At 60.3% G+C, this 22,683-nt stretch carries 17 protein-coding genes and 6 pseudogenes; 5 read left to right on the plus strand and 18 right to left on the minus strand.

Annotated elements, in window-relative coordinates:
* Window positions 1-588: 588 nt before the first annotated feature.
* Window positions 589-1,185, plus strand: a pseudogene (locus OKW28_RS19355) (IS91 family transposase); the annotation flags it as partial.
* A 492-nt stretch (window positions 1,186-1,677) separates the two neighbouring features.
* Here OKW28_RS19355 and OKW28_RS19360 read toward each other — a convergent pair.
* The 7 genes and pseudogenes from OKW28_RS19360 to OKW28_RS19390 form a co-directional block, all read right to left on the minus strand.
* Window positions 1,678-2,790, minus strand: a complete 1,113-nt coding sequence (locus tag OKW28_RS19360) for an NAD(P)H-dependent flavin oxidoreductase (protein ID WP_429448090.1) — start codon at window positions 2,788-2,790, stop codon at window positions 1,678-1,680.
* 238 nt (window positions 2,791-3,028) lie between these two features.
* Complete coding sequence (locus OKW28_RS19365) at window positions 3,029-3,718, minus strand: hypothetical protein (protein WP_429448092.1); 690 nt, start codon at window positions 3,716-3,718, stop codon at window positions 3,029-3,031.
* Window positions 3,687-4,427: pseudogene (locus OKW28_RS19370) on the minus strand (ATP-binding protein); the annotation flags it as partial. The gene OKW28_RS19365 and the pseudogene OKW28_RS19370, both read right to left, overlap by 32 nt.
* 130 nt (window positions 4,428-4,557) lie before the next feature.
* Window positions 4,558-5,511: pseudogene (locus tag OKW28_RS19375) on the minus strand (substrate-binding domain-containing protein); the annotation flags it as partial.
* Window positions 5,512-5,560: 49 nt separating this feature from the next.
* Entirely contained in the window at window positions 5,561-6,283 is a 723-nt protein-coding gene (locus OKW28_RS19380) for an IS6 family transposase (protein ID WP_429448094.1), read from the minus strand.
* A 220-nt stretch (window positions 6,284-6,503) separates the two neighbouring features.
* The gene (locus OKW28_RS19385; protein WP_429448096.1) at window positions 6,504-7,163 is read right to left on the minus strand and encodes a TetR/AcrR family transcriptional regulator; all 660 of its coding nucleotides are present in this window, start codon (window positions 7,161-7,163) and stop codon (window positions 6,504-6,506) included.
* Window positions 7,164-7,837: 674 nt separating this feature from the next.
* Window positions 7,838-8,803, minus strand: a complete 966-nt coding sequence (locus OKW28_RS19390; RefSeq protein WP_429448098.1) for an IS3 family transposase — start codon at window positions 8,801-8,803, stop codon at window positions 7,838-7,840.
* 191 nt (window positions 8,804-8,994) lie between these two features.
* On the opposite strand from OKW28_RS19390, the pseudogene OKW28_RS19395 reads away from it, so the two are divergent.
* A pseudogene (locus OKW28_RS19395) lies at window positions 8,995-9,586 on the plus strand (IS110 family transposase); the annotation flags it as partial.
* 147 nt (window positions 9,587-9,733) lie between these two features.
* A pseudogene (locus OKW28_RS19400) lies at window positions 9,734-10,872 on the plus strand (IS3 family transposase); the annotation flags it as partial.
* Between the two features lie 182 nt (window positions 10,873-11,054).
* Here the strand turns inward: OKW28_RS19400 and OKW28_RS19405 are convergent.
* Window positions 11,055-11,999, minus strand: a pseudogene (locus tag OKW28_RS19405) (IS30 family transposase); the annotation flags it as partial.
* Between the two features lie 815 nt (window positions 12,000-12,814).
* Entirely contained in the window at window positions 12,815-13,393 is a 579-nt protein-coding gene (locus OKW28_RS19410; protein WP_429448100.1) for a phasin family protein, read from the minus strand.
* A 177-nt stretch (window positions 13,394-13,570) separates the two neighbouring features.
* Between OKW28_RS19410 and OKW28_RS19415 the strand changes: the two genes are divergently transcribed.
* A complete protein-coding gene (locus OKW28_RS19415; RefSeq protein ID WP_429448102.1) occupies window positions 13,571-13,810 on the plus strand; it encodes a hypothetical protein in 240 nt (79 codons plus the stop codon).
* A 39-nt stretch (window positions 13,811-13,849) separates the two neighbouring features.
* Here OKW28_RS19415 and tnpC read toward each other — a convergent pair whose 3' ends face one another.
* The 5 genes from tnpC to OKW28_RS19440 all read right to left on the minus strand — a co-directional run bounded on the left by tnpC (window position 13,850) and on the right by OKW28_RS19440 (window position 18,260).
* Window positions 13,850-15,403 (minus strand): IS66 family transposase, encoded by a 1,554-nt coding sequence (gene tnpC, locus OKW28_RS19420; protein ID WP_429444456.1) that lies wholly within the window; start codon window positions 15,401-15,403, stop codon window positions 13,850-13,852.
* 30 nt (window positions 15,404-15,433) lie between these two features.
* Window positions 15,434-15,778, minus strand: a complete 345-nt coding sequence (gene tnpB, locus OKW28_RS19425; protein WP_429444458.1) for an IS66 family insertion sequence element accessory protein TnpB — start codon at window positions 15,776-15,778, stop codon at window positions 15,434-15,436.
* On the minus strand, window positions 15,775-16,182 hold the full coding sequence (tnpA, locus tag OKW28_RS19430) for an IS66-like element accessory protein TnpA (protein WP_429444462.1): 408 nt from the start codon (window positions 16,180-16,182) through the stop codon (window positions 15,775-15,777). Before tnpA ends, tnpB begins: the two co-directional genes overlap by 4 nt.
* 400 nt (window positions 16,183-16,582) lie before the next feature.
* Complete coding sequence (gene hfq, locus OKW28_RS19435) at window positions 16,583-17,038, minus strand: RNA chaperone Hfq (RefSeq protein WP_429448104.1); 456 nt, start codon at window positions 17,036-17,038, stop codon at window positions 16,583-16,585.
* 199 nt (window positions 17,039-17,237) lie between these two features.
* A complete protein-coding gene (locus tag OKW28_RS19440; protein WP_429448106.1) occupies window positions 17,238-18,260 on the minus strand; it encodes an IS30 family transposase in 1,023 nt (340 codons plus the stop codon).
* Window positions 18,261-18,314: 54 nt separating this feature from the next.
* Between OKW28_RS19440 and OKW28_RS19445 the strand changes: the two genes are divergently transcribed.
* Complete coding sequence (locus tag OKW28_RS19445) at window positions 18,315-18,467, plus strand: cold-shock protein (protein ID WP_429448800.1); 153 nt, start codon at window positions 18,315-18,317, stop codon at window positions 18,465-18,467.
* 338 nt (window positions 18,468-18,805) lie between these two features.
* Here the strand turns inward: OKW28_RS19445 and OKW28_RS19450 are convergent.
* The 4 genes from OKW28_RS19450 to OKW28_RS19465 all read right to left on the minus strand — a co-directional run bounded on the left by OKW28_RS19450 (window position 18,806) and on the right by OKW28_RS19465 (window position 22,498).
* Window positions 18,806-19,572 (minus strand): IS5 family transposase gene (locus OKW28_RS19450; protein ID WP_429448108.1). Its coding sequence is split into 2 segments (ribosomal slippage): window positions 18,806-19,254 and window positions 19,254-19,572, totalling 768 coding nucleotides; the frame shifts between segments, so codons are not numbered across the junction.
* An 831-nt stretch (window positions 19,573-20,403) separates the two neighbouring features.
* Window positions 20,404-20,631 carry a hypothetical protein gene (locus tag OKW28_RS19455; RefSeq protein ID WP_429448110.1) on the minus strand — a complete coding sequence of 76 codons (228 nt, stop codon included), beginning with the start codon at window positions 20,629-20,631 and terminating at the stop codon, window positions 20,404-20,406.
* Window positions 20,632-20,957: 326 nt separating this feature from the next.
* A complete protein-coding gene (gene phoU / locus OKW28_RS19460; RefSeq protein WP_429448802.1) occupies window positions 20,958-21,665 on the minus strand; it encodes a phosphate signaling complex protein PhoU in 708 nt (235 codons plus the stop codon).
* A gap of 380 nt (window positions 21,666-22,045) precedes the next feature.
* Complete coding sequence (locus OKW28_RS19465; protein WP_429448112.1) at window positions 22,046-22,498, minus strand: GGDEF domain-containing protein; 453 nt, start codon at window positions 22,496-22,498, stop codon at window positions 22,046-22,048.
* Window positions 22,499-22,683: the final 185 nt, after the last annotated feature.

The raw sequence follows: 22,683 nt of genomic DNA on the forward strand, positions 1-22,683 counted from the left end.
CTGACAGGTCTCCCCGCTTGCTTCGCACTACCGTCCCATCGTTCCGTCCTCAACCACGTGGTACGCCACCGCACCGCTTTGTCCGCCACGACAGCGTGCTGTGTTGTTTCCAGGCTTCGCCACTTTAGTGCAGGCTCGCCGCCATACCCCGCCGAAACAGGTTCGTTAACCTACGGACCGACAGTTCGCTTCCGGTTACTCCCCACCCCGCCTCACGACGACGCAGTTACCTTCAGCTACGGAGCTGTGGCCAACTCCGACGGGGACTTACACCCCGCAGATAGCACGCCATCACGGGCGTACACTAAACCGCTCGCGCGGTAGTGGGGGGGGAGAGCAAGAGTCAGTGCCTGGCGTTCGCCTCGTGCGGTTGCCCGATGCCCGAACCACAGCGAACTGGCGGGGAGGCCACCAGGAGCAGGATGGAGATGCCCGACCGGGTATTCCGTCCACTGCTCCAGGAGGCTCGGCCATGCGAAGCTCGAGAACACCGCGCTCTACGTCCAGGTGGCCACCGACCTGCTGCACGAGGTCACCAGTCCGCTGGACCGTTTGCCCTCCGAGTAGGCCCGCGCGCTGTAGCGCCTCATGCTGGAGGTTGCGGACATCTTCCGCAGCCACGGGCCTGCGTGGCGAGCCACGGCACACCTGAGCCTGGGGCAGCTGAAGGTCATGTCGGCCATCGAACGGTGCCGCACGGCGGCACTGGGCGGACATGTGCTGCGCTGTTCCGGCTGCGCAAGGACAGGGGTGTCCTTCAACTCGTGCCGGGACCGGCATTGCCCGAAGTGCCAGGCCGGCGCCGCCCACCGCTGGCTCGAGGCGCGCCAGGCTGACCTGCTGCCCGTCGAGTACTTCCACGTCGTCTTCACACTGCCCGCCGCGATCAGCGCGATCGCCTGGTACAACAAGCGGGTCATCTACGGCCTGCTGTTGGACATCGCCGCCGACACGCTGCGTACCATCGCCGCGGATCCCAGGCACCTCGGCGCCCAGATCGGCGCCACGCTCGTGCTGCACACCTGGGGTTCGGCGCTCACGCATCATCCACACGTGCACGGCATCGTCCCCGGCGGCGGCCTGTCACCTGACGGTGAGCGCTGGATCGCCTGCCGGCCCGGCTTCTTCCTGCCGGTGCGCGTGCTCTCACGCCTGTTCCGTCTTCATCTGCCGGCACTGCGGCGCACCGATGATCGTCGTCGACATCCTCGAGCGCAGCGCCCCGATCCGCGCACCGCCGATGTGCCGGGGTCAGACATGAGCACAACGTTTCCCCGATATCTGAACCGACCGTCGGCTTTGCGGCAACGCGGCCCACGAGCGGACGTTCGCGCCTGGCGCTTCGAAAGGCGCCTCCCGCGTGCGCATCACCATCGTGATTGCACGACAGCGCCGCTTCGCTACGGCGTCAGCGCCCGTCCGGCATCCCGCGTGGCCGCACCGCATCCGACATCGCTGAACATCCCGACCTATCAATCGCCATAGCGGCGAGTTCCGACCACAGCGGAGCACTCCGCGGTTTCCTCCATCGGGCTTATTCGACGCCTGCCGGCACGCGCGGAGGCATTCACATTCCTGCGGGCGATGGCAGGCATCGAACAAGCCTTAACGATCTTTGCCGGCGACGCGATGCTCGCTATCATTCTTTCGATTCCTCAGCGCAGTTCGAGTTGGGGCTCAAGAATGCGGAAGTGATGCGAGGTTGACCGATAACGATTTGACTGCATCGACTGTTTCGCGCACAAGCGTCGCGACCAGATCCGCAGCCGGCATAGCTCTCGAGAGGCGTACTCCCTGCCCAGCCCATCGTGCCGCGAATTCGCATGTGCCATGTGCTTGCGCTGCAGCGTCGAGCGCTTTGCCTGCGACGAAAGCCAACGGAAAATCGGGTACTGGCGGACAACCGGGATCTTGCCCGAGTTTCGTGAATTGATTCTCGATGGCCCGGGCGGGCCTGCCCGAGATCACGTTCGTGAATGTCGTGCGGCTTTGGGGAGACAGGAGCGCGGCCCGGTCGGCTGAATCCGCAGCAGACTCGAACGTGGTCAGGAAAGCCGTTCCCAATTGGGCCGCCTGCGCGCCGAGAGCGAGCGCGGCTGCGATACCTGCCCCGTCCATGATTCCGCCCGCAGCAATCACCGGAACCGGCGTTTCGCGCACCAGCAATCGGACAAGCGGCATCGTTCCGAGACCTTCATCCGACGACCCTGGATCAAACACGCCGCGGTGTCCGCCTGCCTCAACACCTTGCGCGACGACTGCGTCGATTCCGGCAGCGGCAATGCGTTCAGCTTCGTCCAGGCTGGTCGCCGTCGCCATCAGCACGATACCGGCGTCGTGAAGTGCGGCGATCTTTGCCGGTGCAGGCAAGCCGAAATGGAAGCTGACAACACCTGGACGCTCCTGCAATAACATCGCCAGCATTGCGTCGTCATCGAGGAAGCTTGCGAAGCCACGGCCGAAGGTCGTCGGGGGCCGAGCGCCGTAGCGTGCGAAATGCGGTTTCAGATAGGCAAGCCAACGTGCCTCGCGTTCCAGATCGACGCCTGGAGGAACGTGACAGAACACATTCACGTTGAATGGCCGGTCCGTCAGCGAACGTGTCTCGCGAATGAGCGCACGCGCGCTGTCCACCGTCATTGGGCCGAGACCGATGGAGCCGAGCGCGCCTGCATTGGACACCGCTGCGGCCAGCGCCGGTGTAGCCCAAACGGCCATCGGCGCCTGAATGATCGGTACCGCTATTCCGAGTTTCGCGAGCAGATTCGTTGCCTTCGATACAGCGTTCATCGCCAGCCTCCTCTATTCAACTGTCCGCGCGGAGCCGGCGTGGTGCCGGGTGGAACTACGTCGCTCCGTCACGATTGCAGGATACGCGATGTTCCCGCGGCGTAGAGCGAAGTAAACTCGTCACCCAAAACGAAGTAAAGTCGTCAACACCCGGTTTCACGCATCGCACAGGACCGTTTTGGGGCGTCGATCATTGGAAGCTTCTCGCGCACCCGCCCCTGCCACCCGAGCCCGCGAGCTACAGGTCGTGATCGTCACTATCAAGGCAAAAGCTGCCGGCCATGCGATTGTGGAAATGTCGCGCGATGGCAATGCGATGCTCTTTGCGCATCGCTGGCTTCGTTGCAAAAGCTGGAGGAGATCGGATCGCGTAAAGCGCGCCGCAGCGCGCACAACGATACGGAGAGCCCACAAGACTCGCGTTGAGGATGTAGGGTGTCTCCTGCCCGCAATGCTGGCATTTCGTCTCAAGCTTCTGTCGGTGAGCGGGACAGCGGCTTTCACTAAACATCTGATACGTCACGCTGTGATGACCAAGTGATGTGCATTGCCTGCAATACCGGAAAACCGGGTGATGCCGTCCCCGCTGGCCGGATTCAAGGAGTGAAGCGCGCAACACCTTGCCGGGCAGTAGCAGCATGCGCCTCAGATGCTTCAGATCAACGGCATCACGTATCGGCTCAACGCCTTCATACGGGTCAATGTCCACACCCATTAGCCGGACCAGTGCGTGCCCGGGCAGCCCATTTGCACGCGCGAACTTCCACAGGATCGATACGATCGATTCACCAGGCAACAGCCACCTTGCATCGAATATGAAGCCCAATGCCGGGGTCAGTCGTCGCTCGTCGAGATTGAGGATCGGGAAACGCGGCGCAATAAGCGCGGGCGCCTCCTTATGCGTGGACGAGCACACGGCCGGTTGCATGGCGCGACTGGACATAACCGGAGCGGCGCACGGTGTGTGCCCATAACGATGGGTCCGGACAATACCCCGGAGCATCCCTGAGTTCGCTATCCTTGAGTACGACCTCGACGGCCCGCGTGAACGATTCCATCGGGATCTCGAGGCGGCCAGGCAGCGTCGCCTTGTGATGCGCGGCCTCGAACGGATTCCACAGTACGGCCGCATCGCTGACAAGTCGATAACCAGCATCGAACGCCTGTGGCAGATAAAACCTCGTGAAGCTCCACTGCGCCCCTCCGGATAGGCGGTCTGGTCGTAACCGTTCAGACACGTGGCGACATCTCCGGCATTGCGGATGACATGGAAAGCAAGTTCCTCGACCATCAGGCGCGCGACGATCTGCGTCTTGCCGGTGATCTGCAGCGCGCTCTTCTGAGTGAGCAACTCCTGCTGACCAACGAGGAACGTAAACAGCTTGATCTGCTGGCGGTCGAGTGCATCGTGTACATCCCTCAGCCACTCGTATTCGTTTTCGTTGTAGCGTTGGGCTTCATCGCAAAAGAGCAGAACCGTCCCGCTGCCAGCGCGCGCACCGGATCCGCAGCGAAAGCCGCATGCGTTTCGCGGGGTTGGTGCCCGCGTTCGGATCATGATCGCCGACAGCTTCGAGCAGGTTTGAAAAGAACGGCCCTTCTGCGTGCCGCGGCTTGTGCTCACACCGGGCGTGATAGATCCTCGAGCGCCTGCTGAAGCCGGCGCAGCATCATCGTCTTGCCGCTGCCGATGACACCGCACACGGCGATCAACCGTCCTTCGAAGATTGCCCCCTTGGACCCAGCGATGCGCTTTGTGATGTTCGGTTAGCGGGGCGGCCCGTCCGTGTCGCCTGGTTCGATGCGGGGTTGCACGAGGCGGTGCGCACACGGTCCGCGGCCGGATATGGCGCCGAGGATCAGTTCCGCGATCGCCTCGCCGGACGCGTGCCCGGTCGGCTGCACGACCGCCATCACCGTGCGAGGGAACGCGACGTCGGCTGGTACGCCGTCGTAGACGATCAGGGAGAGATCCGCGCCGACTGTTTTGCCGCTGTCGCCGATCGCCCGGAATGCGCCCGTTCCAGCGATATTGTTATCGACCAGCACAGCCGACAGCGGTTCGGCGAGCTTGAGCAGGCTCCGGACCGCTTCGTAGCCGCCCGTTCTGTCGAAAGGGCATTCGATCACCAGTTGCGCCTCGGGTTCGATGCCGGCCTCGCGCAGAGCCGTCAAAAACCCCGCGCGCCGTTGCGCCGCGAAGTTGAGCGTCAGTGGCGCGCTCACCATGCCGATTCTTCGATGCCCGAAGCCGATCAGGCGTTGAGTCGCCGCGCGAGCACCCGCCTCGTTGTCGAAGTCGAACCATCCGTATGGCTGCTCGCTGTTTGTACGTCCGTACGCGATGAACGGGAAGTCGCGCTCCTGGAGAAACCGGACGCGCGGATCATCTACCAGCGTGCGCGCCACGATCAGACCATCCACCAGCTTGCCGTCGACGAGGCGCCGGTACGTTTCGAGTTCCGCATTCGGCCGCGCCGAAACAATGAAAAGGTCCAAGCCGCCTGCTCCCAGACCCTCCGTCACGCCAGCGACGACTTCGCCGAACCTGGGGTCGTCGAGCGCATTGGCACCGAATGGATACACCAGTCCCACGGCCTCCGCACGGCCTGTGGCAAGCCTGCGAGCCGTGGGGTCGGCGTGATAGCCGAGTTCCTGGGCGGCCTGCCTGACTCGCGCCCGGGTGGCTTCGCTTACATCGTCGTATCCATTTAGGGCTCTGTCGCAGTAAGGTCAACGGGTCAAGGAGCGGTGATATGCGGAGGATTGCTTATGAAACGAGCGAGTAGAACTGCTGTGCGGGAGACAGCGGAGTCTCGCCCCGACATTTCATCTGCCCTTTCTTGATCATGTGCATTAATTCGACGCCACTTAGAATGACGCGCGCGCAGTGGAAATCCTTGAAGCCCAGCATCGGTCGGGTGATGCGTTTGATGGCCCGATGGTCCTGCTCGACCACGTTATTCAGGTACTTGACTTGACGAATCGTAATGGGCGTCTCTCGCTCGGCGTTCACCGCGTGCAACGCAGCCGGATTAGAGCCGCTTTTATCCATGGTTACCGTCTCGGGTACACCGTTCTGAGCGATCGACTTTTCAAAGAAGCGCCGCGCTGCCACCTTGTCGCGCTTGGCTCTGAACAGGAAATCGATGGTTTGGCCCGCCTTGTCCACCGCCCGGTAGAGGTACTGCCACTGGCCTTTGACTTTGATATACGTTTCGTCCATCCGCCAGCTCTTGCCTACCGGCTGCTTGTGCTTACGGAGCGTCTTCTCGAACAGCGGCACCAACTTGATCACCCAACGATGCACCGTGGAATGATCAACCTCAATACCGCGCTCGGCCATCATTTCTTCGAGATTACGCAAACTCAGTGAGTAGGCGACGTACCACCGCACGCATAGCAACATCACATCGAGCGGATAGTGAAGGCGCTTTAGCACTCGGGTGATGCCCGCAGCAAGCGTCTTTCGCGGTGTTTGGGTCTTCTTCATCGGCCAGCCAAAGCATATTTGTCAGGCTCGAATACTACCTCTCCCGCGTTAACGCGACAAAACCTTCCATCACAACGTTGCGATTGGAACTTGCCGCCGCCTTACTTGCTTGCCTTGAACGGTGCCCGTACTTCGGCCGGAGAACCGCGTAGTTGTTAATACAGTAGTACTAGTTGAATGAAATGATGGCGACACTCGCCAGGCGCTAGCGAACAAGACGCTACTGCGGCGCCTTGCTCAATGCCTTCCAAACGACTTTAGCCGCCGCCAGAAATGCGTTCGGATCGGGTGCGTTGTCCCCGGCGCGCCGAAGGAAAACGAGCAAACCTTGCAATTGCGATACAAGCAGCGCGCCGCGAAGCGCACATTCCCCCGACGTCAGCGCAGGGTTGATTTTCGCAACGAGGCCCGCGAATATGTCCTGGAATTCAGCGGTGATTTCCGCCGAAAGCTTGCGCGCAAAATCCTCACGCTCAGCGAGACTCCAGTGTTCGAGAGCGAATGCGGCGGTTCTGGCATCGGGTGCCATGATGCCGGCGAACGTCTCATCCATGATCGCATCGAGGCGGGCTTCAGGCGATAGCAGCTTGTCTTTCGCAAGGGCGCGAAAAAGCTCGATGTAGCGGTCCGCCATTGCCTTCAGCGTGGCTCTTAGCAGGTCTTCCCGAGTACCGAAGTAATGCTGCAATGTACTCAAGCGAATGCCCGCATCGCTCGCGACCTTGCGTTGGGTGAACCCCGCGTTCCCCAAGGTCGCGAAGACGTGCATCGAAACTTCGATGATCTCCGGCACGCGCGTCACTCTATTGCCTCGATGCTTGAGCTCAGTCGCTGAATCCGTGCCAAGCATCTGTGCCGATGTAATGGTGATGTCCTTCATCCCCGCTCCATTCCTTCAGTATCGATTGCAAGCCCTCGCGGCTATCGCTCTCTGTCACATGACCTATTCATCGTAGGTCAAAAAACCAATTAAGCATAGACAGAATGACCGTTAGGCAAGCCTTAGGCGCAGAGCTGCAATGTAGTAGTTACTTCACGGGCACTAGATCATCTTATTTACCAGTACTCTCCCTTTCAAAAAATGAGCTTGAATATTGGTCATTTGACCTCTAGTATTTGGTCATGAGACCAATAAAACATCGCAGACAGACGGGCGGCATCAACGGCAAGTTGGTTGAAGGAGCAGTAGTGATGGATACCCATGAGAAATCGTTGCGTTGGCTCATCGAAAAATGGGTTGCGCCAACTCCGTCCGTGCCGGTTCGCCTGACTCGGTACGGTAGTGCGAAGTCGGGCCACGGTCGTTGCGTACGGGTTGAGTCGTTGCGCGACACGGGCTCGCTGACACTCTTCTTTTTCCGTCATGATGATGGATTGTGGTGCGTCTTCCCGCCCTCATCGGCACGGCCTGCGATGCGTGCTTACGCGCTGGCAGCGTGAGCGGGTCCGCAGGCGTAGAACGCAATAAAGTTGTCAACGTTGCGACATTGAAATTTTCAACTCGCAGGACCCCTGAGGTTGACCCGGTTCGACGGATAGATTTGCAGTTGAGTTTTAATTCGGTGTGGCACCTCCCGATAAGGTTGAAATGCGGGTTGTCCACGGTCGGGCGGCGGGTCGCCTGTCACGACCACGACGCTGCCTGGCGGTGGACAACCCGCGCGTCGATAAGCTTTGACCTTGCGCACGCAGGTTTTCGACCTCGAGCGGCGAACAGTAGCCGATGCTGCTGTGCAGGCGGCGTATGTTGTACCAGCTCTCCAGAAACGAGAACAGACGCTGCCGTGCCTGTTCGTGAGTCGCGAAGTGTTCGCGACAGAGCAGTTCGGCTTCGAGTGTGCCGAAGAACGACTCGCACATCGCGTTGTCATAGGCATCGCCGGCCGTGCCCATCGACGGCTGTACGCCTGCTTCGTGGCAGCGCCGTCCAAAGGCAATGGACGTGTATTGACAGCCTTGATCGGAATGTAGAATCACACCGTCATGGCGTCGTTGCTGCAACGCCATGTCCAGCGCGCGTAACATCAGTTCGGTATCCAGATGGCTGGACATCGCCCAGCCGATGATGCGACGGCTGAACACATCCGGCACGACCGCCAGATAGAGGAATCCTTCGCCCGTGGGTACATAGGTCGCATCTGCGACCCACAGCACGTTTGTCGCGTCGGCACTGAAGTGCCGGCGCACCAGATCAGGCGCACGCCGGGCGCCTGCGCGTGGCCGTGTGGTGCGCGGCCAGCGCCGCCGGCTTGCCCCGCACAGACCCGCCATACGCATGAGGCGCGCCACCCGCTTGCGCCCCACGTGTACGCCTTCGCGCGCGAGCTGCGCATGGATACGCGGTGCCCCATACGTGCCGCGCGAGCTCGCATGTAGCGTGCGGATGCGCGAGAGCAGTTGCGCATCGCTGCGTGTGTGCATCGCGGGCTCACGCACCAGCCACGTGTAATAGCCGCTCGTCGAGACGCCGAGCAGCCGCGCCATCATCGCAATGGGCCAGCGGGCCCGGTTCGCTCTCATGAACCCGTACCGCCCTTCGGTGGAATGGATCCCGTCTCCCTCGCGAACCAGGCTGCCGCGTGAGAATGAAATGAACGCGTCCCACCCGAAACCGTGAGAGCAGAGAAACGAGGTGAATCCTCACGAGCCAACGGCATCGAAGTGCCCAGGTGGAAAATGCACGCATTTCCCCAGCAACCGGAGGATTCACGATGAACAGTATGGCAGTCGGTGTAGACATCGCCAAGAACGTGTTCCAGGTGCGTTACGTCGATCAGGCAACCGGCGAGATCGTGAACAAGCCAATCAGGCGGGCCAAGTTCCTTGAGCATTTCGTGAACCGGGCTCCGTGTCTGATCGGGATGGAAGCGTGTGGCGGAGCCCACCACTGGGCTAGACACCTGATGAAGCTCGGTCACGAGGTCCGGTTGATGCCGGCGGAATTCGTTAAGGCTTTCAACATACGGAACAAGAACGATGCAGCGGACGCCCGAGCGATTTGGCTGGCAGTGCAGCAGCCGGGCAAGCCAGTGGCAGTGAAAACGGAAATGCAGCAGGCGATGATGGCGCTGCACCGCATGCGCGAGCAGCTAGTGAAGTTCCGCACGATGCAGAGCAACGGACTGCGCGGAATACGGCGAGGTGATGAGCAAGAGCCGAGCGAAGCTGGACAAGGAGATATCGGCCGTATTCGAGCGGATCGCAGAGCGTCTACCCGCGGCGCTGATCGATACGTTGCGCGAGCAATGGAACGGGTTGGTGAGGCTCGACGAGCAGATTGCCCAGGCGGTTTCAAGAGTGAAGCGCAACAGCGGGTTTAATGTTTGGAGCCTTGAGGTTGACTTGCTGAAGCAAGGGTCGCGGCGAAGACCTCGAACGGCGAATGGAAGGCATGAGTGAAGTTGACCCGCGAAAACGGACACCTATGCTTTTGATCAGGAGGTGTCGAAAATGGGCAGGCATCGTACCCCATACCCTGTGGAATTCCGGGCTCACATGGTCGAGCTGGTTAAGGCCGGAAGAACGCCTGAGGATCTGGCGCGCGAGTTCGAGCCGACCGAACAGACGATCAACAACTGGGTCGCGCAGGCCGATCGCGATGCGGGTGTGCGTCACGACGGGCTGACCACGGCCGAGCGGCAGGAACTCACACGGTTGCGTCGCGAGAACCGGCAACTGAAGATGGAAAGGGACATTCTCTCGCAGGCCGCGGCCTGGTTCGCGAGGGAGACGGGAGCCGTTCCGCCGAAGGGCGGTACGGATTCATGAGAGCGAACCGGGCCAGGTGGCCCATTGCCACGATGGCACGGCTGCTCAGGGTCTCCGCGAGCGGCTACTACGCATGGCTGGTGCGTGAGCCATCGAAACGCTCGTGTAGCGATGCGCAACTGCTCGAGCGCATCCGCACGCTGCATGCGAATTCACGCGGCACATATGGGGCGCCACGTATCCATGCGCAGCTCGCGTGGGAAGGCGTGCATGTGGGATGCAAGCGGGTCGCACGTCTGATGCACCTGGCCGGCCTGCATGGTGCGAGCCGGCGGCGCTGGCCACACACCACGCGGCAACGCGCGGGGGCTCGGCGCGCTCCGGATCTGGTGCGTCGGCACTTCTGCGCGGAGGCGACAAACATGCTGTGGGTGGCGGACGCCACCTACATCCCGACTGGCGAGGGGTTTCTGTATCTGGCCGTAGTCCTCGACGTGTTCAGTCGCCGAATTGTAGGCTGGGCGATGTCAAGCCATCTGTACACCGAACTGATGCTGCGCGCACTCGATATGGCGTTGCTGCAGCGACGCCACGAGGGCGTAATTCTACATTCGGACCAGGGATGCCAATACACCTCTATTGCATTCGGACGGCGCTGCCGCGAAGCCGGTGTGCAACCGTCGATGGGGACGGCCGGCGACGCGTACGACAACGCGATGTGCGAATCGTTCTTCGGCACGCTTGAAGCGGAGCTACTCTCGCGAGAACTCTTTGCGACTCGTGAACAGGCCCGGCAACGCATCTTCTGGTTCCTGGAGGGCTGGTACAACGTACGCCGCTTACACAGCGGCATTGGCTATCGTTCGCCGCTTGAATTCGAAAACCTCAACGTTAAAAGGCAAACCGTATCGCCTTGCGGGTTGTCCACCGGCGGGCAGCGTCATGGTCGTGAGAGGCGACCCGCCGCCCGCCCGTGGACAACCCGCGACTCAACACTCAACGGAGGTTAGATCGCATCAAATCGCAGGCTGCAAATCCGTCCGTCGAACCGGGTCAACCTCAGAGTTGCACGAGGTCGGCTGTTCAGACTGTCGGCGATAGCGTCAAGTTCGTCCTGACTGTAGACCGGAAGGTCCGTGCCTTTGGGCAGATACTGGCGCAGCAGCCCGTTGGTGTTTTCGCAAGTGCCGCGTTGCCAGGGACTGTGCGGGTCGCAGAAGTACACCTTCACGCCGGTTGCGGCGGTGAGTTCTTGATGCCGCGACATTTCTTTGCCCTGGTCGTAGGTGAAGCTCTGCCGTAATGGCGCGACAATCGAATTGAGTTTGGCGGAGAAGCCGGCCAGCGCTGAAGCGGCGGTGGCATCTTCCATCCTGGCAAGCAGCACCAGACGGCTGGTCCGTTCGACCAGCACGCCTACCGAGGACTGGTTGCCGGCACCCTTGATGAAGTCGCCTTCCCAGTGCCCAGGCAGCAGTCGGTCTTCGATTTCGGGCGGCCGCACATGAATACTGACCATGTCGGGAATCTGTCCGCGCCGGTCTGTGCCCCGTGTACGCGGCATGCGCGTGCTGTGGCCATGGCGCAAGCACGCAATGAGCTGACGGCGCAGTTCGCCGCGCGGCTGGGCGTAGATAGCCGTGTAGATGGTTTCGTGCGAAACCTGCTGGGTCGGGTCGGTCGGATACATACGCTTCAGTGTGCCCGATATCTGCTGAGGTGACCATTTCCACTCGAGCAGAGTGAGAACGATGCGCCAGCAGACGCTTTGCAGGCAAAGCTTTGGGGGGCGGCGACCCGCGCTGCGGCGTGCGGCACTGAGCGCTTCAGCCGACACGGACGCGTAGCCAGCAGGCAAGCTGTTTCGCGCCAGTTCACGGCTAACGGTGGCTGGCGAGCGACCGAGTATCCGGGCCATGGCCCGGATACTCGAACCCTGCAGATGCAGACTTGCAATGATCAGGCGCTCTTCAGGCTGAAGTTGTTGATACTGAGTTCTTTCGTGCATCGCAACACCTTATACGAAACAGGTGTTGCACTTCAAATTTGAGGCCGCCCGTTTCGATAACGACCTACTGGGCAGAGGCTGCAGGACGTCAGTTCGTCTGGAGCGACTGGCAACCAGCCTGGGCGACACATCTCGAGCAGAGACAGAATTGCGGAATACTCCTTGCTCAACCGGAGACCCCCATAGCCACCAGCCCGGAGGAACAGAAGCCCGCAGGAGGTTCTTTACACCCAGCGTGCCACTCTCATTGCGAGTCGAAGGTTCAAGCTCGCTGCGCGCAAGAAGCTCAGTGTCGGTGTCCTTGCGGAGGCGCACTGGTTCCTTCCCCCGCGGGCCACCCCATCGCGCCGAGCAGTCGAAGAGATGTTCATTCGACGCGGCGCGATAGTGCCGGAGCCCATTGTTGACACCTCGTCTGTGGCCGTTTTAAAAGAGCCCTGCTTGATAGCGATTCATAGGGAGTGACTCGCGTACATACAACACTTGCCGGGAACGAGTAAGGTCGCAGCGTCGCCGCTACGCCTCCCCCTAAGAACCGTAGGTGCAAGTTTCCATGCATACGACTCAAGCGTTCCAAAGCCACACGCCTAGGCGACAGGCATCCGTCAACTGACGCCTGCGCATTGCCTTGCCAAGGGGCGCTCACGATGCGCGTGCGTCCACTCGCATACCGTTCGACTGAAGCCGCCAACGGGCTCGGGACCCTCACGCCCAAACGCGGTGCCTGCGCCGCTCGTCACGACTGTTCCGATGTAATAGCGAGGTCGAAGGCACGAGAGTCAAACCGTTTCCAGCATTTACATGTCAACCAATACCTATTTTTTTGTGGCAGCTTTGGCTTGTTCAACGGCCTGTCTGGTCGCCTTGTTTGAGGCGGAAGCTGCTGCCTCACCGTTGTTTTCGGGAATTCCGCGTGCTTCTTCGGCGGCCCTCTTGCTGGTTTCAATCGTTGCGCTCGTCGCCTCACTGACCGCCGTAACAGCTGATTGCAACGCACTCACAGCGGCTTCGCTTCCCGCCGGTGCATTGTTTGAGACCTTGTCAATAAGCGCTTGGGTATTCCGCTGTTGCCGCCTGAACTGGGCCTCAGCACTCCTGGCCAGTTCGGCCTGGGCGTTGAACATGATGTTGTACAAATGCCGCCAGTACGACTGTGCTTCTTCCATGACGGCTTGCGCCCGCTTTGCCTGCAATGCGAACAGCTGCTGCGGGTCTTTGGTTGACAACGCCGTGCTGATGATTGCCTGATTTTCGGAGAGCGTCGATTTAGCCGCCCGCAGGTTCAGCTCAGTCAGCTTTTCGATGCAGCCGAATGCGTGGGCCCACGCATCGGATAGGGTTTCGAAGCTGGCTCTCTGCGAAGCAACCGCCAGTTCGCCGGAAAGACTGCTCATTGCAACCTCCATCTGGGTAACGTGGCGAGTGGTCCGTGGAGCCACTTGAAGGAACCTGAACGACACGCCACAGGGCAGAAATCAGAGGTGCAGCAAGGGTTGGTCCCGGCAACGCGTGCAACGTCAGCTAGTGCTTTGCATTGCATACAGCGGCGCGCCATACAAGGCGCCTCAGTCATGCACGACGATGCATGGCGAGACAGCTTCCCTGACTATCTGCGCAACAGTCGCGGCGCGAGCACCGTCGCGCCGTTCTCTGTGCGTGCGCGTTCGGGAATGGCCGTATCAATGCCCGTCTCATGGGAAGAGCTGAAAAGCGTCGAGCTCGGCGCCCCCTGGACGATGAGAAGTAAGCGCCTCGCGTCGGCCGTTCGTGATGTGTCGCGCGCATGTGGCACGCTATCGGTAACGCGTTGATCGATACCTCGCGGATACCGGCAGGAGACGTTGCGGCGATCAGGTTGTCGCTGACGGCGGAGTGGATTGCGTGGGCAACTTGCCGACCATGTTCCAGGGCAGCAGTTCGTCGATGCGACTGATTTTGTGGTCCGCGATGTGAGTCAGGATGTATTCCAGATATGCACGGGGGTTGATGTCATTCAGTTTGCACGAGCCGATCAGACCGTACATGGCAGCGGCCCGTTCGCCTCCACTGTCGGAGCCTGCAAACAGGAAGTTTTTCCTCCCCAGACTTACACAGCGCAGAGCGTTTTCGGCGAGAGCGTTGCTGATCTCAATACGACCGTCTTCGCAGTACAGAACGAGTGCGTTCCATTGATTGAGCGAGTAGCGTATCGCCTTGGCCAACTCGGATTTTGCCGACAGGGTCGCGATCTTGTCCGTCATCCACGCCTTGATGGTCGCGAGCACCGCGAGGCTTCTCTCCTGCCGTACGCGCAATCGTTCGGCGGCGGGCTCGCCCCGGATATCAGCCTCAATGTCGTAGAGTTCGCCGATCAGCTCGAGTACGTGCCTTGTCGACTCAGTCGGCGTGCGGACATGAACGTCGTATATGTACCGTCTCGCGTGATCCCAGCAAGCCGCCTCACGAATCTTGCCGCCTGCATACAGCTCGTCGAAACCACCGTAGGCGTCGGCCTGCAGGACGCCCTTGAATCCGGCCAGATGAGTCTGCGGATGTATCCCCTTTCGGTCGGGCGAGTAGGCAAACCAGACTGCGGCCGGGTCCGTCGAGCCCGAACGGCTGTCGTCGCGAACGTACACCCACAGGCGACCCGTGCGCGTCTTTTTGTTGCCCGGTGCAAGCACCGGGATCGGCGTGTCGTCCGCGTGCAGCTTGAACGTTGCCATCGTGTAGACGCGCAGCGCTTCGGTCAACGGCTCGCACAAAGCCTCGCACTGGCCGACCCAGCGCCCCATGCTGGCGGGGTCGAGCTTAACGCCGTCACGCGCGGCAATTGCCGACTGCCGGTACAGCGGTTGATGATCAGCGAACTTCGAAACGAGGATGTCAGCAAGCAGGCCCGGATGCGCGATGCTGCGCTCAATTGGCAAGCCCGGCATCGGCGGCTGCGAGATGTGATTGCAGCAGGTGCAGACCGCCTTGCGGCGGATCGTGCGAATCACCTTGAACATGGCGGCGACACGGGCAAGCTGCTCGGACACGTCCTCGCCGAGTGGCCGCATGGTGTTGCCGCAGTTCGGGCAGCTCGGATCGGGTTCGAGCACGCGCTCTTCACGCGGCAGATGGGGCGGCAACGCCTCCTTCGAGGCTGCTGCGCCGGCGGGCACACTTGTGCCCGATGTGCGGTCGCGGCGAACATCCGCGACACCGCGCCCACCGCTCAGCTCATCCAGTTCCGTTTCGAGCCGCTCGATCTGCCGGTCCAGCTGCTCGGACTTGCGGCCAAACTGCACCCGTTTGAGTTTGTCGATCTGGGCCTTGAGCTGTTCGATCTCGATATCGCGCTCGGCAAGCTGGGCACGAGCCTCCAGCAGCAAGGCCTTAAGCGCATCGACGTCATCCGGAAGACGGGCATCATCGGTCATGCGCCGGAGTTTACGCGTGCCCCGAAGCGTTTACAACACCGATAGCGCCGCGGTTCGACGCGGCTGCCGCCAGTCAATGCCCTCGAGTAGCATCGAGAGTTGTGCCTGTGTCAGATGGACCTTACCGCCGTCGGCCTGCGGCCAGACAAACCGCCCTCGCTCAAGCCGCTTCGCCAGGAGCCATAGCCCGTCCTCCGTGGCCCACAGGATTTTGATGAGGTCACCGCGCCTGCCCCGGAAGATGAAGACGTTCCCGTCGAACGGATTCTCCTCCAGTGCAGTTTGCACCTTCGCCGCCAGGCCCTGAAATCCGGAACGCATGTCGGTGACGCCAGCCGCAATCCAGATGCGGGTGCCCGCCGGCAGCCCGATCATCGGGACAGTTCTCGTACCAGTAACCGCAGCATATCAGGCGACACGTTGCCGCGGATGCGCAGGCGTGCACGGTCAAATTCGATCTCGCAGACGTTCTCCGACACAGCCTCGCGCATGGACATCGATGTCTCGGTTTCGGCGACAACGCTCACCGGAAGAAACGGTGCAACGTCAACCTCTGACTGCTGTTGCACATGCGCCGGATGTGGTGCTCCGAATACGCCTTGAAGATATTGGCGACGCCATCTGAACAGCAGGTTGGTGTTAATGTCGTTGCGACGCGCGACCAGCGATACGGAAGCTCCCGGTTCGAAGGTCTGTTCGACCAGCTGTCGCTTGAATTCGCGCGGAAAGTTCGGGCGCCTACCGGGCGCTTCGTTCTTGCCATCTACTATGTCGGCCACTTTGGTTCCCGCCAAAAAATTTGGTGGGAACCAAATTACCTCCATTTATGGCTGCTTAGAGAACGGCCGAGATGAGGCGCTTACGATGAGAAAGGCGGTCGGCCGGCAGCACACGCTGAACGCCGACCCATGGGAAGGCTACTGGCGTACCAGGCAAGGTATCACTGCTGCGATGCGCCGTGCCGTGGGCGTGAAGCGTTAGGTGAGGCGGTTACGCCCGCCAGAGCTGGCAGCGGAAGAAGACGAAGCAACCTCGAAGCTTCTTCGCTCGCGATGGATAGGCTATCTGATGGCGTCGTCGGCGAAAGACGGGTCGACGATTAGGCCGGTGGCATTTCCGCACGCAACGCGGCGCTGCGCCCTCGTTACCCATAGGACTTTGTTCACTGCATGTGCATCGCTATCTCCCGGCGCCCGGTCGCACGGGCGACCGTGACGTTCGTTCCTGCACGCCGGGCATCACCGTAGAGATGGCGTGCTTGAATACAATCTGGCGACCAGTCGGGGGCACAAGGACGACGACTAACCGGTCGAACGTTTCAACCAGGCCGGTTAGCCTGATTCCGTTGACCATGTATATGCTCGAAAGCGTCTTTCCGCTCGCGAGTGCCTGCAGGAAGTCGTCCTGAACAGAGGCGTGATTCGACATACTCTTTCCCGGCGTAGGTGAGGCGGATTCGCTATCGTAGCGTGCTCTAACGGCAGGATGGGTTAGCCGTCGAACAGATTTCGCCGAGTTCCCTTCGGGGCCGGCAACAGGCAAGTCAGGGGCCTCCTCGCGGCCACCTTCGCTCCTTCGGTTCTCCGTCAGCATGAACATGTTGCGGAGGCAACGAAAAGTGATTGAAGTCTCCATGTGCCGATGCCCCTGGTTGTCGGCCTTCAATCCGCTGCGGTAAAACCGGAATGGCTCGAGTCAGCCGTCCAGCTGACTGGCGTCCAACACAACACGTCTCTTTGGAAGATTCAGCAAAATGGCAACCGGTACAGTCAAGTGGTTCAACGACGCGAAGGGCTTCGGATGGCGGTTTCAAGAGTGAAGCGCAACAGCGGGTTTAATGTTTAGAGCCTTGAGGTTGACTTGCTGAAGCAAGGGTCGCGGCGAAGACCTCGAACGGCGAATGGAAGGCATGAGTTGCACGAGGTCGGCTGTTCAGACTGTCGGCGATAGCGTCAAGTTCGTCCTGACTGTAGACCGAAAGGTCCGTGCCTTTGGGCAGATACTGGCGCAGCAGCCCGTTGGTGTTTTCGCAAGTGCCGCGTTGCCAGGGACTGTGCGGGTCGCAGAAGTACACCTTCACGCCGGTTGCGGCGGTGAGTTCTTGATGCCGCGACATTTCTTTGCCCTGGTCGTAGGTGAAGCTCTGCCGTAATGGCGCGACAATCGAATTGAGTTTGGCGGAGAAGCCGGCCAGCGCTGAAGCGGCGGTGGCATCTTCCATCCTGGCAAGCAGCACCAGACGGCTGGTCCGTTCGACCAGCACGCCTACCGAGGACTGGTTGCCGGCACCCTTGATGAAGTCGCCTTCCCAGTGCCCAGGCAGCAGTCGGTCTTCGATTTCGGGCGGCCGCACATGAATACTGACCATGTCGGGAATCTGTCCGCGCCGGTCTGTGCCCCGTGTACGCGGCATGCGCGTGCTGTGGCCATGGCGCAAGCACGCAATGAGCTGACGGCGCAGTTCGCCGCGCGGCTGGGCGTAGATGGCCGTGTAGATGGTTTCGTGCGAAACCTGCTGGGTCGGGTCGGTCGGATACATACGCTTCAGTGTGCCCGATATCTGCTGGGGTGACCATTTCCACTCGAGCAGAGTGAGAACGATGCGCCAGCAGACGCTTTGCAGGCAAAGCTTTGGGGGGCGGCGACCCGCGCTGCGGCGTGCGGCACTGAGCGCTTCAGCCGACACGGACGCGTAGCCAGCAGGCAAGCTGTTTCGCGCCAGTTCACGGCTAACGGTGGCTGGCGAGCGACCGAGTATCCGGGCCATGGCCCGGATACTCGAACCCTGCAGATGCAGACTTGCAATGATCAGGCGCTCTTCAGGCTGAAGTTGTTGATACTGAGTTCTTTCGTGCATCGCAACACCTTATACGAAACAGGTGTTGCACTTCAGATTTGAGGCCGCCGATTCATTACGCCAGATGATGGCGGAGAAGACCTGTTCGCACATTTCTCTGAAGTCCAGGGAAGCGGCTTCAAATCGCTGCAAGAGAGCCAGAAGGTGAGCTTCGAAGTGAAACAAGGCCCGAAGGGCAAGCAGGCATCGAACATTCAGCCGCTGTAGGCGCGGGTCGTCGAATGGTTTGAACCGGATGGCCCGCTCATGCGGGCCATCTGCTTTTCACCAGCATTGCCGCTTCCGGCATCGATAACAGATACCGCAAGATGTCACCGCCATGACGCCCTGGCGCCTTTGCAACAGTGGTTTACGAGTAGCATGCGCGAAGTCGTGACGACAAGGGCTCAAAGCGCTGGCGGCCAATATCCAGACGATATACCCGATTGCTTCTTTGGCCCGGGCCTACACGATTATTGCCACGTCAGCGCCCCCAATGCGTTGCGTGTGTGTTTCGGCCGCAGCGATGTCTGCGGCTTTTTTTGCGCATCGCGGTACATGGAACACTAGGCCGTGTTCACATTTGAAAGCGGCCCGAACGAGCAGGCAAGGGACGCGAACACGAGATAGCTGTCAGCGAGCTTGTCATACCGAGTGGAGACACGGCGAAAATGCTTGATACGGTTGAAGAAACGCTCGACCAGGTTGCGTGTGCGGTACAGCGCTCGACTGTAGCGGCGCTTTGTCTTGCGATTCGAGCGCGGAGGAATGACAGCCTTTGCACGAGCGGCCCGAATCTGATTCACGAAGGCATCGGAATCGTAGCCCTTGTCCGCGATGACTGCTTCGGTGCGCAGATGCTCGACCAGTTCTGCGGCGCACGAGATGTCGGCAACCTGTCCTTCAGTGATGATCAGTCGCAACGGACGACCTGCCGAGTCCACGGCCAGATGCAGTTTGGTACTCAATCCGCCCCGGGAACGCCCGAGCGCTTGCGGCCCACTTTTTTTGAGGCTCCGGCCGAATGCTGGTGCGCTCGCACGACGGTCGAATCGATCAGGACGCGGTCGATTTCCGTCTCGCCTGCCAGTGCATTCACCACCCGTTGCCAGACACCTGTTCGCCGCCAGCGTGAGAAGCGCATGTACACCGTATGCCATCGGCCGAATTCCGAGGGAAGATCGCGCCATGGACTGCCAGTGCGGGCAATCCACAGCACCGCTTCGACAAACCAGCGATTGTCGGCCGCCGTGCGACCCCGATCGCCTTCCTTGCCCGGCAGGATGGGTTCGATCTTTTCCCATACCTTGTCGCTTAGTAACGTGCGAATCATCCCGTCTTGCAATTGCAAAAAACAAGATGTAAACACATTTCGTCAAATGTAAACAGACCCTAGGCTTTTTCCGAAGTTGTAGCCCGCCGTTGCCGGATGGGCGGCTTCATTTTCGTCAACCCGAACCGCTGGCTGGCCCATTGCCGCCGTCATTGGCGGCTGTCTTCCGGGAAAGTACCTACTTAGCGCAAAGCGTGGCCTGTACTGACGACAGGCGTTTAGAACCAGGCCGAGAAGTTCGGAAAGGCGCGCACAATCCGTACTCTTCGGAACGATAGCTACAGCACGTCAAAGGGGTCGTTCCGGTACGTCGAGCGACCTGGCCACGCGACTGGAAGAAAAAGCACAAAATCGTTGCTGCCAATAACACTGGCCGCGCAAACGCCTCCTGACCTTGACCTTGCTTTCGGGTGCGGGGTTGTATCCGTTGGAGGTCGACACTAGCTGGATAATTTCGGCGTTCGCATCGCCCCGCGAGACGAGGGGGTGCATTGCATTCGAATTCGCCTCAGCAGCGTCCCTGACTAACCTGGCGATATCGATTCGCTATCCGCTCTGCTGACAAGCAAACGGCGCTTCAGCGTCATGCGGGGCGTCGCGCACATACAGCGCGCATCCACGGCTCGGACCTACACCTTCCGAGCACGACTTAACCGCGACGGCTCGGGCTCGCGCCCCTGCAAGGAACCACGACGTCAAAGTTGAACCACGGCGAGAAGCGCTGGCCCGTCGCCGATGACACGACTCTGATGCCCCTTGCCCGTCGTGTCCTCAAGCAGTATCGCGCCTCCTGCCGCAACGCGACGTCGCTCGCCGTCGCTTGCCTCGAACTCAATCTCCCCGCTGAGAAAAAATACCAACAGACACATGGGGGTCGCCGACCCATCCGCCGGGCAGGCGCACAAATCCGTAGCGGGTCGCTGCAGCGAAATCCGACACGTCAAAGGATTCTGCCGGCGGCGCGAAGTTGCGGGTAACCAGTTCGATGCTAACCGACGCAAAATGGCTTGCGCCGACCGAGTCTGAATACAGTTGCGAAAATGACAGTACATACGCCACGGAGCTTCTCCTTTTTCGCGGCCTATGTTCCAGTCGGCGTTCGACGTAACCCGTCAGATTGGAATCTCAGAGGTTTGAGTTACTCAGCGCTTTGCAAGACGTCGGCCGCACAACGACTCGGGTTGAGTGTCCCGCCCGCCGGCACAGGCGTCAAGGCAAGGTGACACAGCGGCGAGGGCATAGTGGAAGCTGGTCGCTTGAGCCGAAAAACGAAGCAAGGCGTCTACAGGTACGAATGAACCCCCAGGCTCTCTTTGACGAGAATGACGAAAGCTCCCTCAGGAAGCATCGAAACGCCTGGAAGTGTCGCTCTGCCCTCGCGAGCGCTACACACCTGATGCATTGGACACAAGCTGTTTTCGATGTGCATGACGAACATCCGCACCCTTGACAGCGTAGACGACAAATTCGGCGATGTTCTTCCCGTGGTCGCCGATACGCTCGATGGCCTTTGCTATAAACAGGTAGTCCAGTCCAATCGAAATCGTCCGAGGGTCATCCGTCATATACGTTACGAGCTTGCGCACAAACGCCCGCAACTCGTTGTCGATGGCCTCATCGTCCCGAACAATCTGTGCAGCGGCAACCGCATCCATCCGCGCATATGCATCCAGCGCCCGGCGCAGGATGTTAAGGGCCATTTCGCCGGAGACCCTGATTTCAGCGATGTTGAGCGCTCTGGCAACGCCATCCCTGTGGATTCGGCGCATACGCTTTACCAGCTTTCGCGCCTCGTCGCCCGCGCGCTCGAGGTTTGTAATGCACTTCGAAGTGGCCATCAGGAATCGCAGGTCACGAGCGGCGGGCTGTCGACGCGCAATGATTTGGCAGACTTCTTCGTCGATTGCGATTTCCATCGCATTGAGGCGACGTTCACCCTCGAGGACGTCGTCCACGAGCGCCGAATCGAATTCGTTCAGAACCGCCAGCGCGTGTGCCGTCTGTGCTTCCACGAGTCCGCCCATTTCGAGCAGCTTCGATGAAAGGAGGTCAAGGTCCGCCTCGAACCTGCTGGAAAGGTGCTTTTCCGACATGTTCGTTTCTCCAAAAAAACGCCAGGGACGTAATTGTCGTTGCCTGCCGCGTCCCGTTTCATGGAGGGCCATTCGGTCATTCCGGCCCCGGAGCGCCCCTGCAATCAAAGTCCCACATCATCACGACCTGGAAAACCGTATATACCGTATTATCGTACGCTTCGCGTTCGATGTTCACAACAACAAATGTTGCGGGTCGCCGGAAGTACCGAAACCGGTTGCATACGCAAATATCAACGGGCCCTCCATTCTCCTCGCGCTCTGATGTACGTAGCCACGCCGGCATTCGCGGAGCGGACCAGACTTCGGTTTCCAGTGGTCGCGCCCCCGTATTTGCATACGGACACTTGCACGGAAATACGCCAGCTGTCACGGAGTGCTCAGGTACCGGTACCGTAGCGATGGTTATCGCCGTTGCACCTGGTTCCGGCCCGCCCGTTTCGCTGCGTATAGTGCGCGGTCCGCTCGCGACAGTGCACCGCGCGCATCGTCGGAAGGCAGGACCTCGCACACCCGGCAGAAGACGCGTAGCGAATTCTCCGTCCCGGGCTTGTCCAGACCGTACGTCCAGACACCTCACGTCGCACCCGCTCGATGGCGGCAGACGCTTCGTCCAGCGATGCGCCTGGCAGAACGATGAGAAACTCGTCGCCGCCGATGCGGCTAACAATATCCGACCGCCGTACAGCACCAAGGGCGGTCTGCGCAAAGTCCCGCGCCTTCGGCCCACAAGCCAATGAGCGTAACAGCACAACATGAGCCGCAACTAAGGAGGGCAGGTCTTCTATAGGTTTCATATGTCGTTGTCTCCTGACGAAGCACGGTGGAACCATGTTGTCCCGTTCGACGCGCGTGGCCCAGCGCCGTCACCGAAAATGCCATCCGGCCGTTCTTTCGTCTACGGGATAGCCAACAGAAGAGTCATGAAAAGTGTGTGCGCGACTTGGCCTGCCCGATGCATCGAACGCAATCTCGGACGAAGATGTCGCCGCGTGACGGAATCATCTTTCACGTCCAC

This window comes from Paraburkholderia sp. 40 (assembly GCF_050434105.1).
In the GTDB taxonomy this organism is placed as follows: Bacteria; Pseudomonadota; Gammaproteobacteria; order Burkholderiales; family Burkholderiaceae; genus Paraburkholderia; species Paraburkholderia tuberum.

Coding starts and splice junctions, on each gene's coding strand:
- hfq (WP_429448104.1), bottom strand. CDS start 17,038: ATGGAGACTTCAATCACTTTTCGTTGCCTCCGCAACATGTTCATGCTG.
- OKW28_RS19380 (WP_429448094.1), bottom strand. CDS start 6,283: ATGAAGAAGACCCAAACACCGCGAAAGACGCTTGCTGCGGGCATCACC.
- tnpC (WP_429444456.1), bottom strand. CDS start 15,403: ATGACCGATGATGCCCGTCTTCCGGATGACGTCGATGCGCTTAAGGCC.
- OKW28_RS19385 (WP_429448096.1), bottom strand. CDS start 7,163: ATGAAGGACATCACCATTACATCGGCACAGATGCTTGGCACGGATTCA.
- OKW28_RS19410 (WP_429448100.1), bottom strand. CDS start 13,393: ATGAGCAGTCTTTCCGGCGAACTGGCGGTTGCTTCGCAGAGAGCCAGC.
- phoU (WP_429448802.1), bottom strand. CDS start 21,665: ATGTCGGAAAAGCACCTTTCCAGCAGGTTCGAGGCGGACCTTGACCTC.
- OKW28_RS19465 (WP_429448112.1), bottom strand. CDS start 22,498: ATGGTTCCACCGTGCTTCGTCAGGAGACAACGACATATGAAACCTATA.
- OKW28_RS19360 (WP_429448090.1), bottom strand. CDS start 2,790: ATGAACGCTGTATCGAAGGCAACGAATCTGCTCGCGAAACTCGGAATA.
- OKW28_RS19415 (WP_429448102.1), top strand. CDS start 13,571: ATGCACGACGATGCATGGCGAGACAGCTTCCCTGACTATCTGCGCAAC.
- OKW28_RS19365 (WP_429448092.1), bottom strand. CDS start 3,718: ATGCAACCGGCCGTGTGCTCGTCCACGCATAAGGAGGCGCCCGCGCTT.
- OKW28_RS19390 (WP_429448098.1), bottom strand. CDS start 8,803: ATGAGAGCGAACCGGGCCCGCTGGCCCATTGCGATGATGGCGCGGCTG.
- tnpB (WP_429444458.1), bottom strand. CDS start 15,778: ATGATCGGGCTGCCGGCGGGCACCCGCATCTGGATTGCGGCTGGCGTC.
- OKW28_RS19440 (WP_429448106.1), bottom strand. CDS start 18,260: ATGCACGAAAGAACTCAGTATCAACAACTTCAGCCTGAAGAGCGCCTG.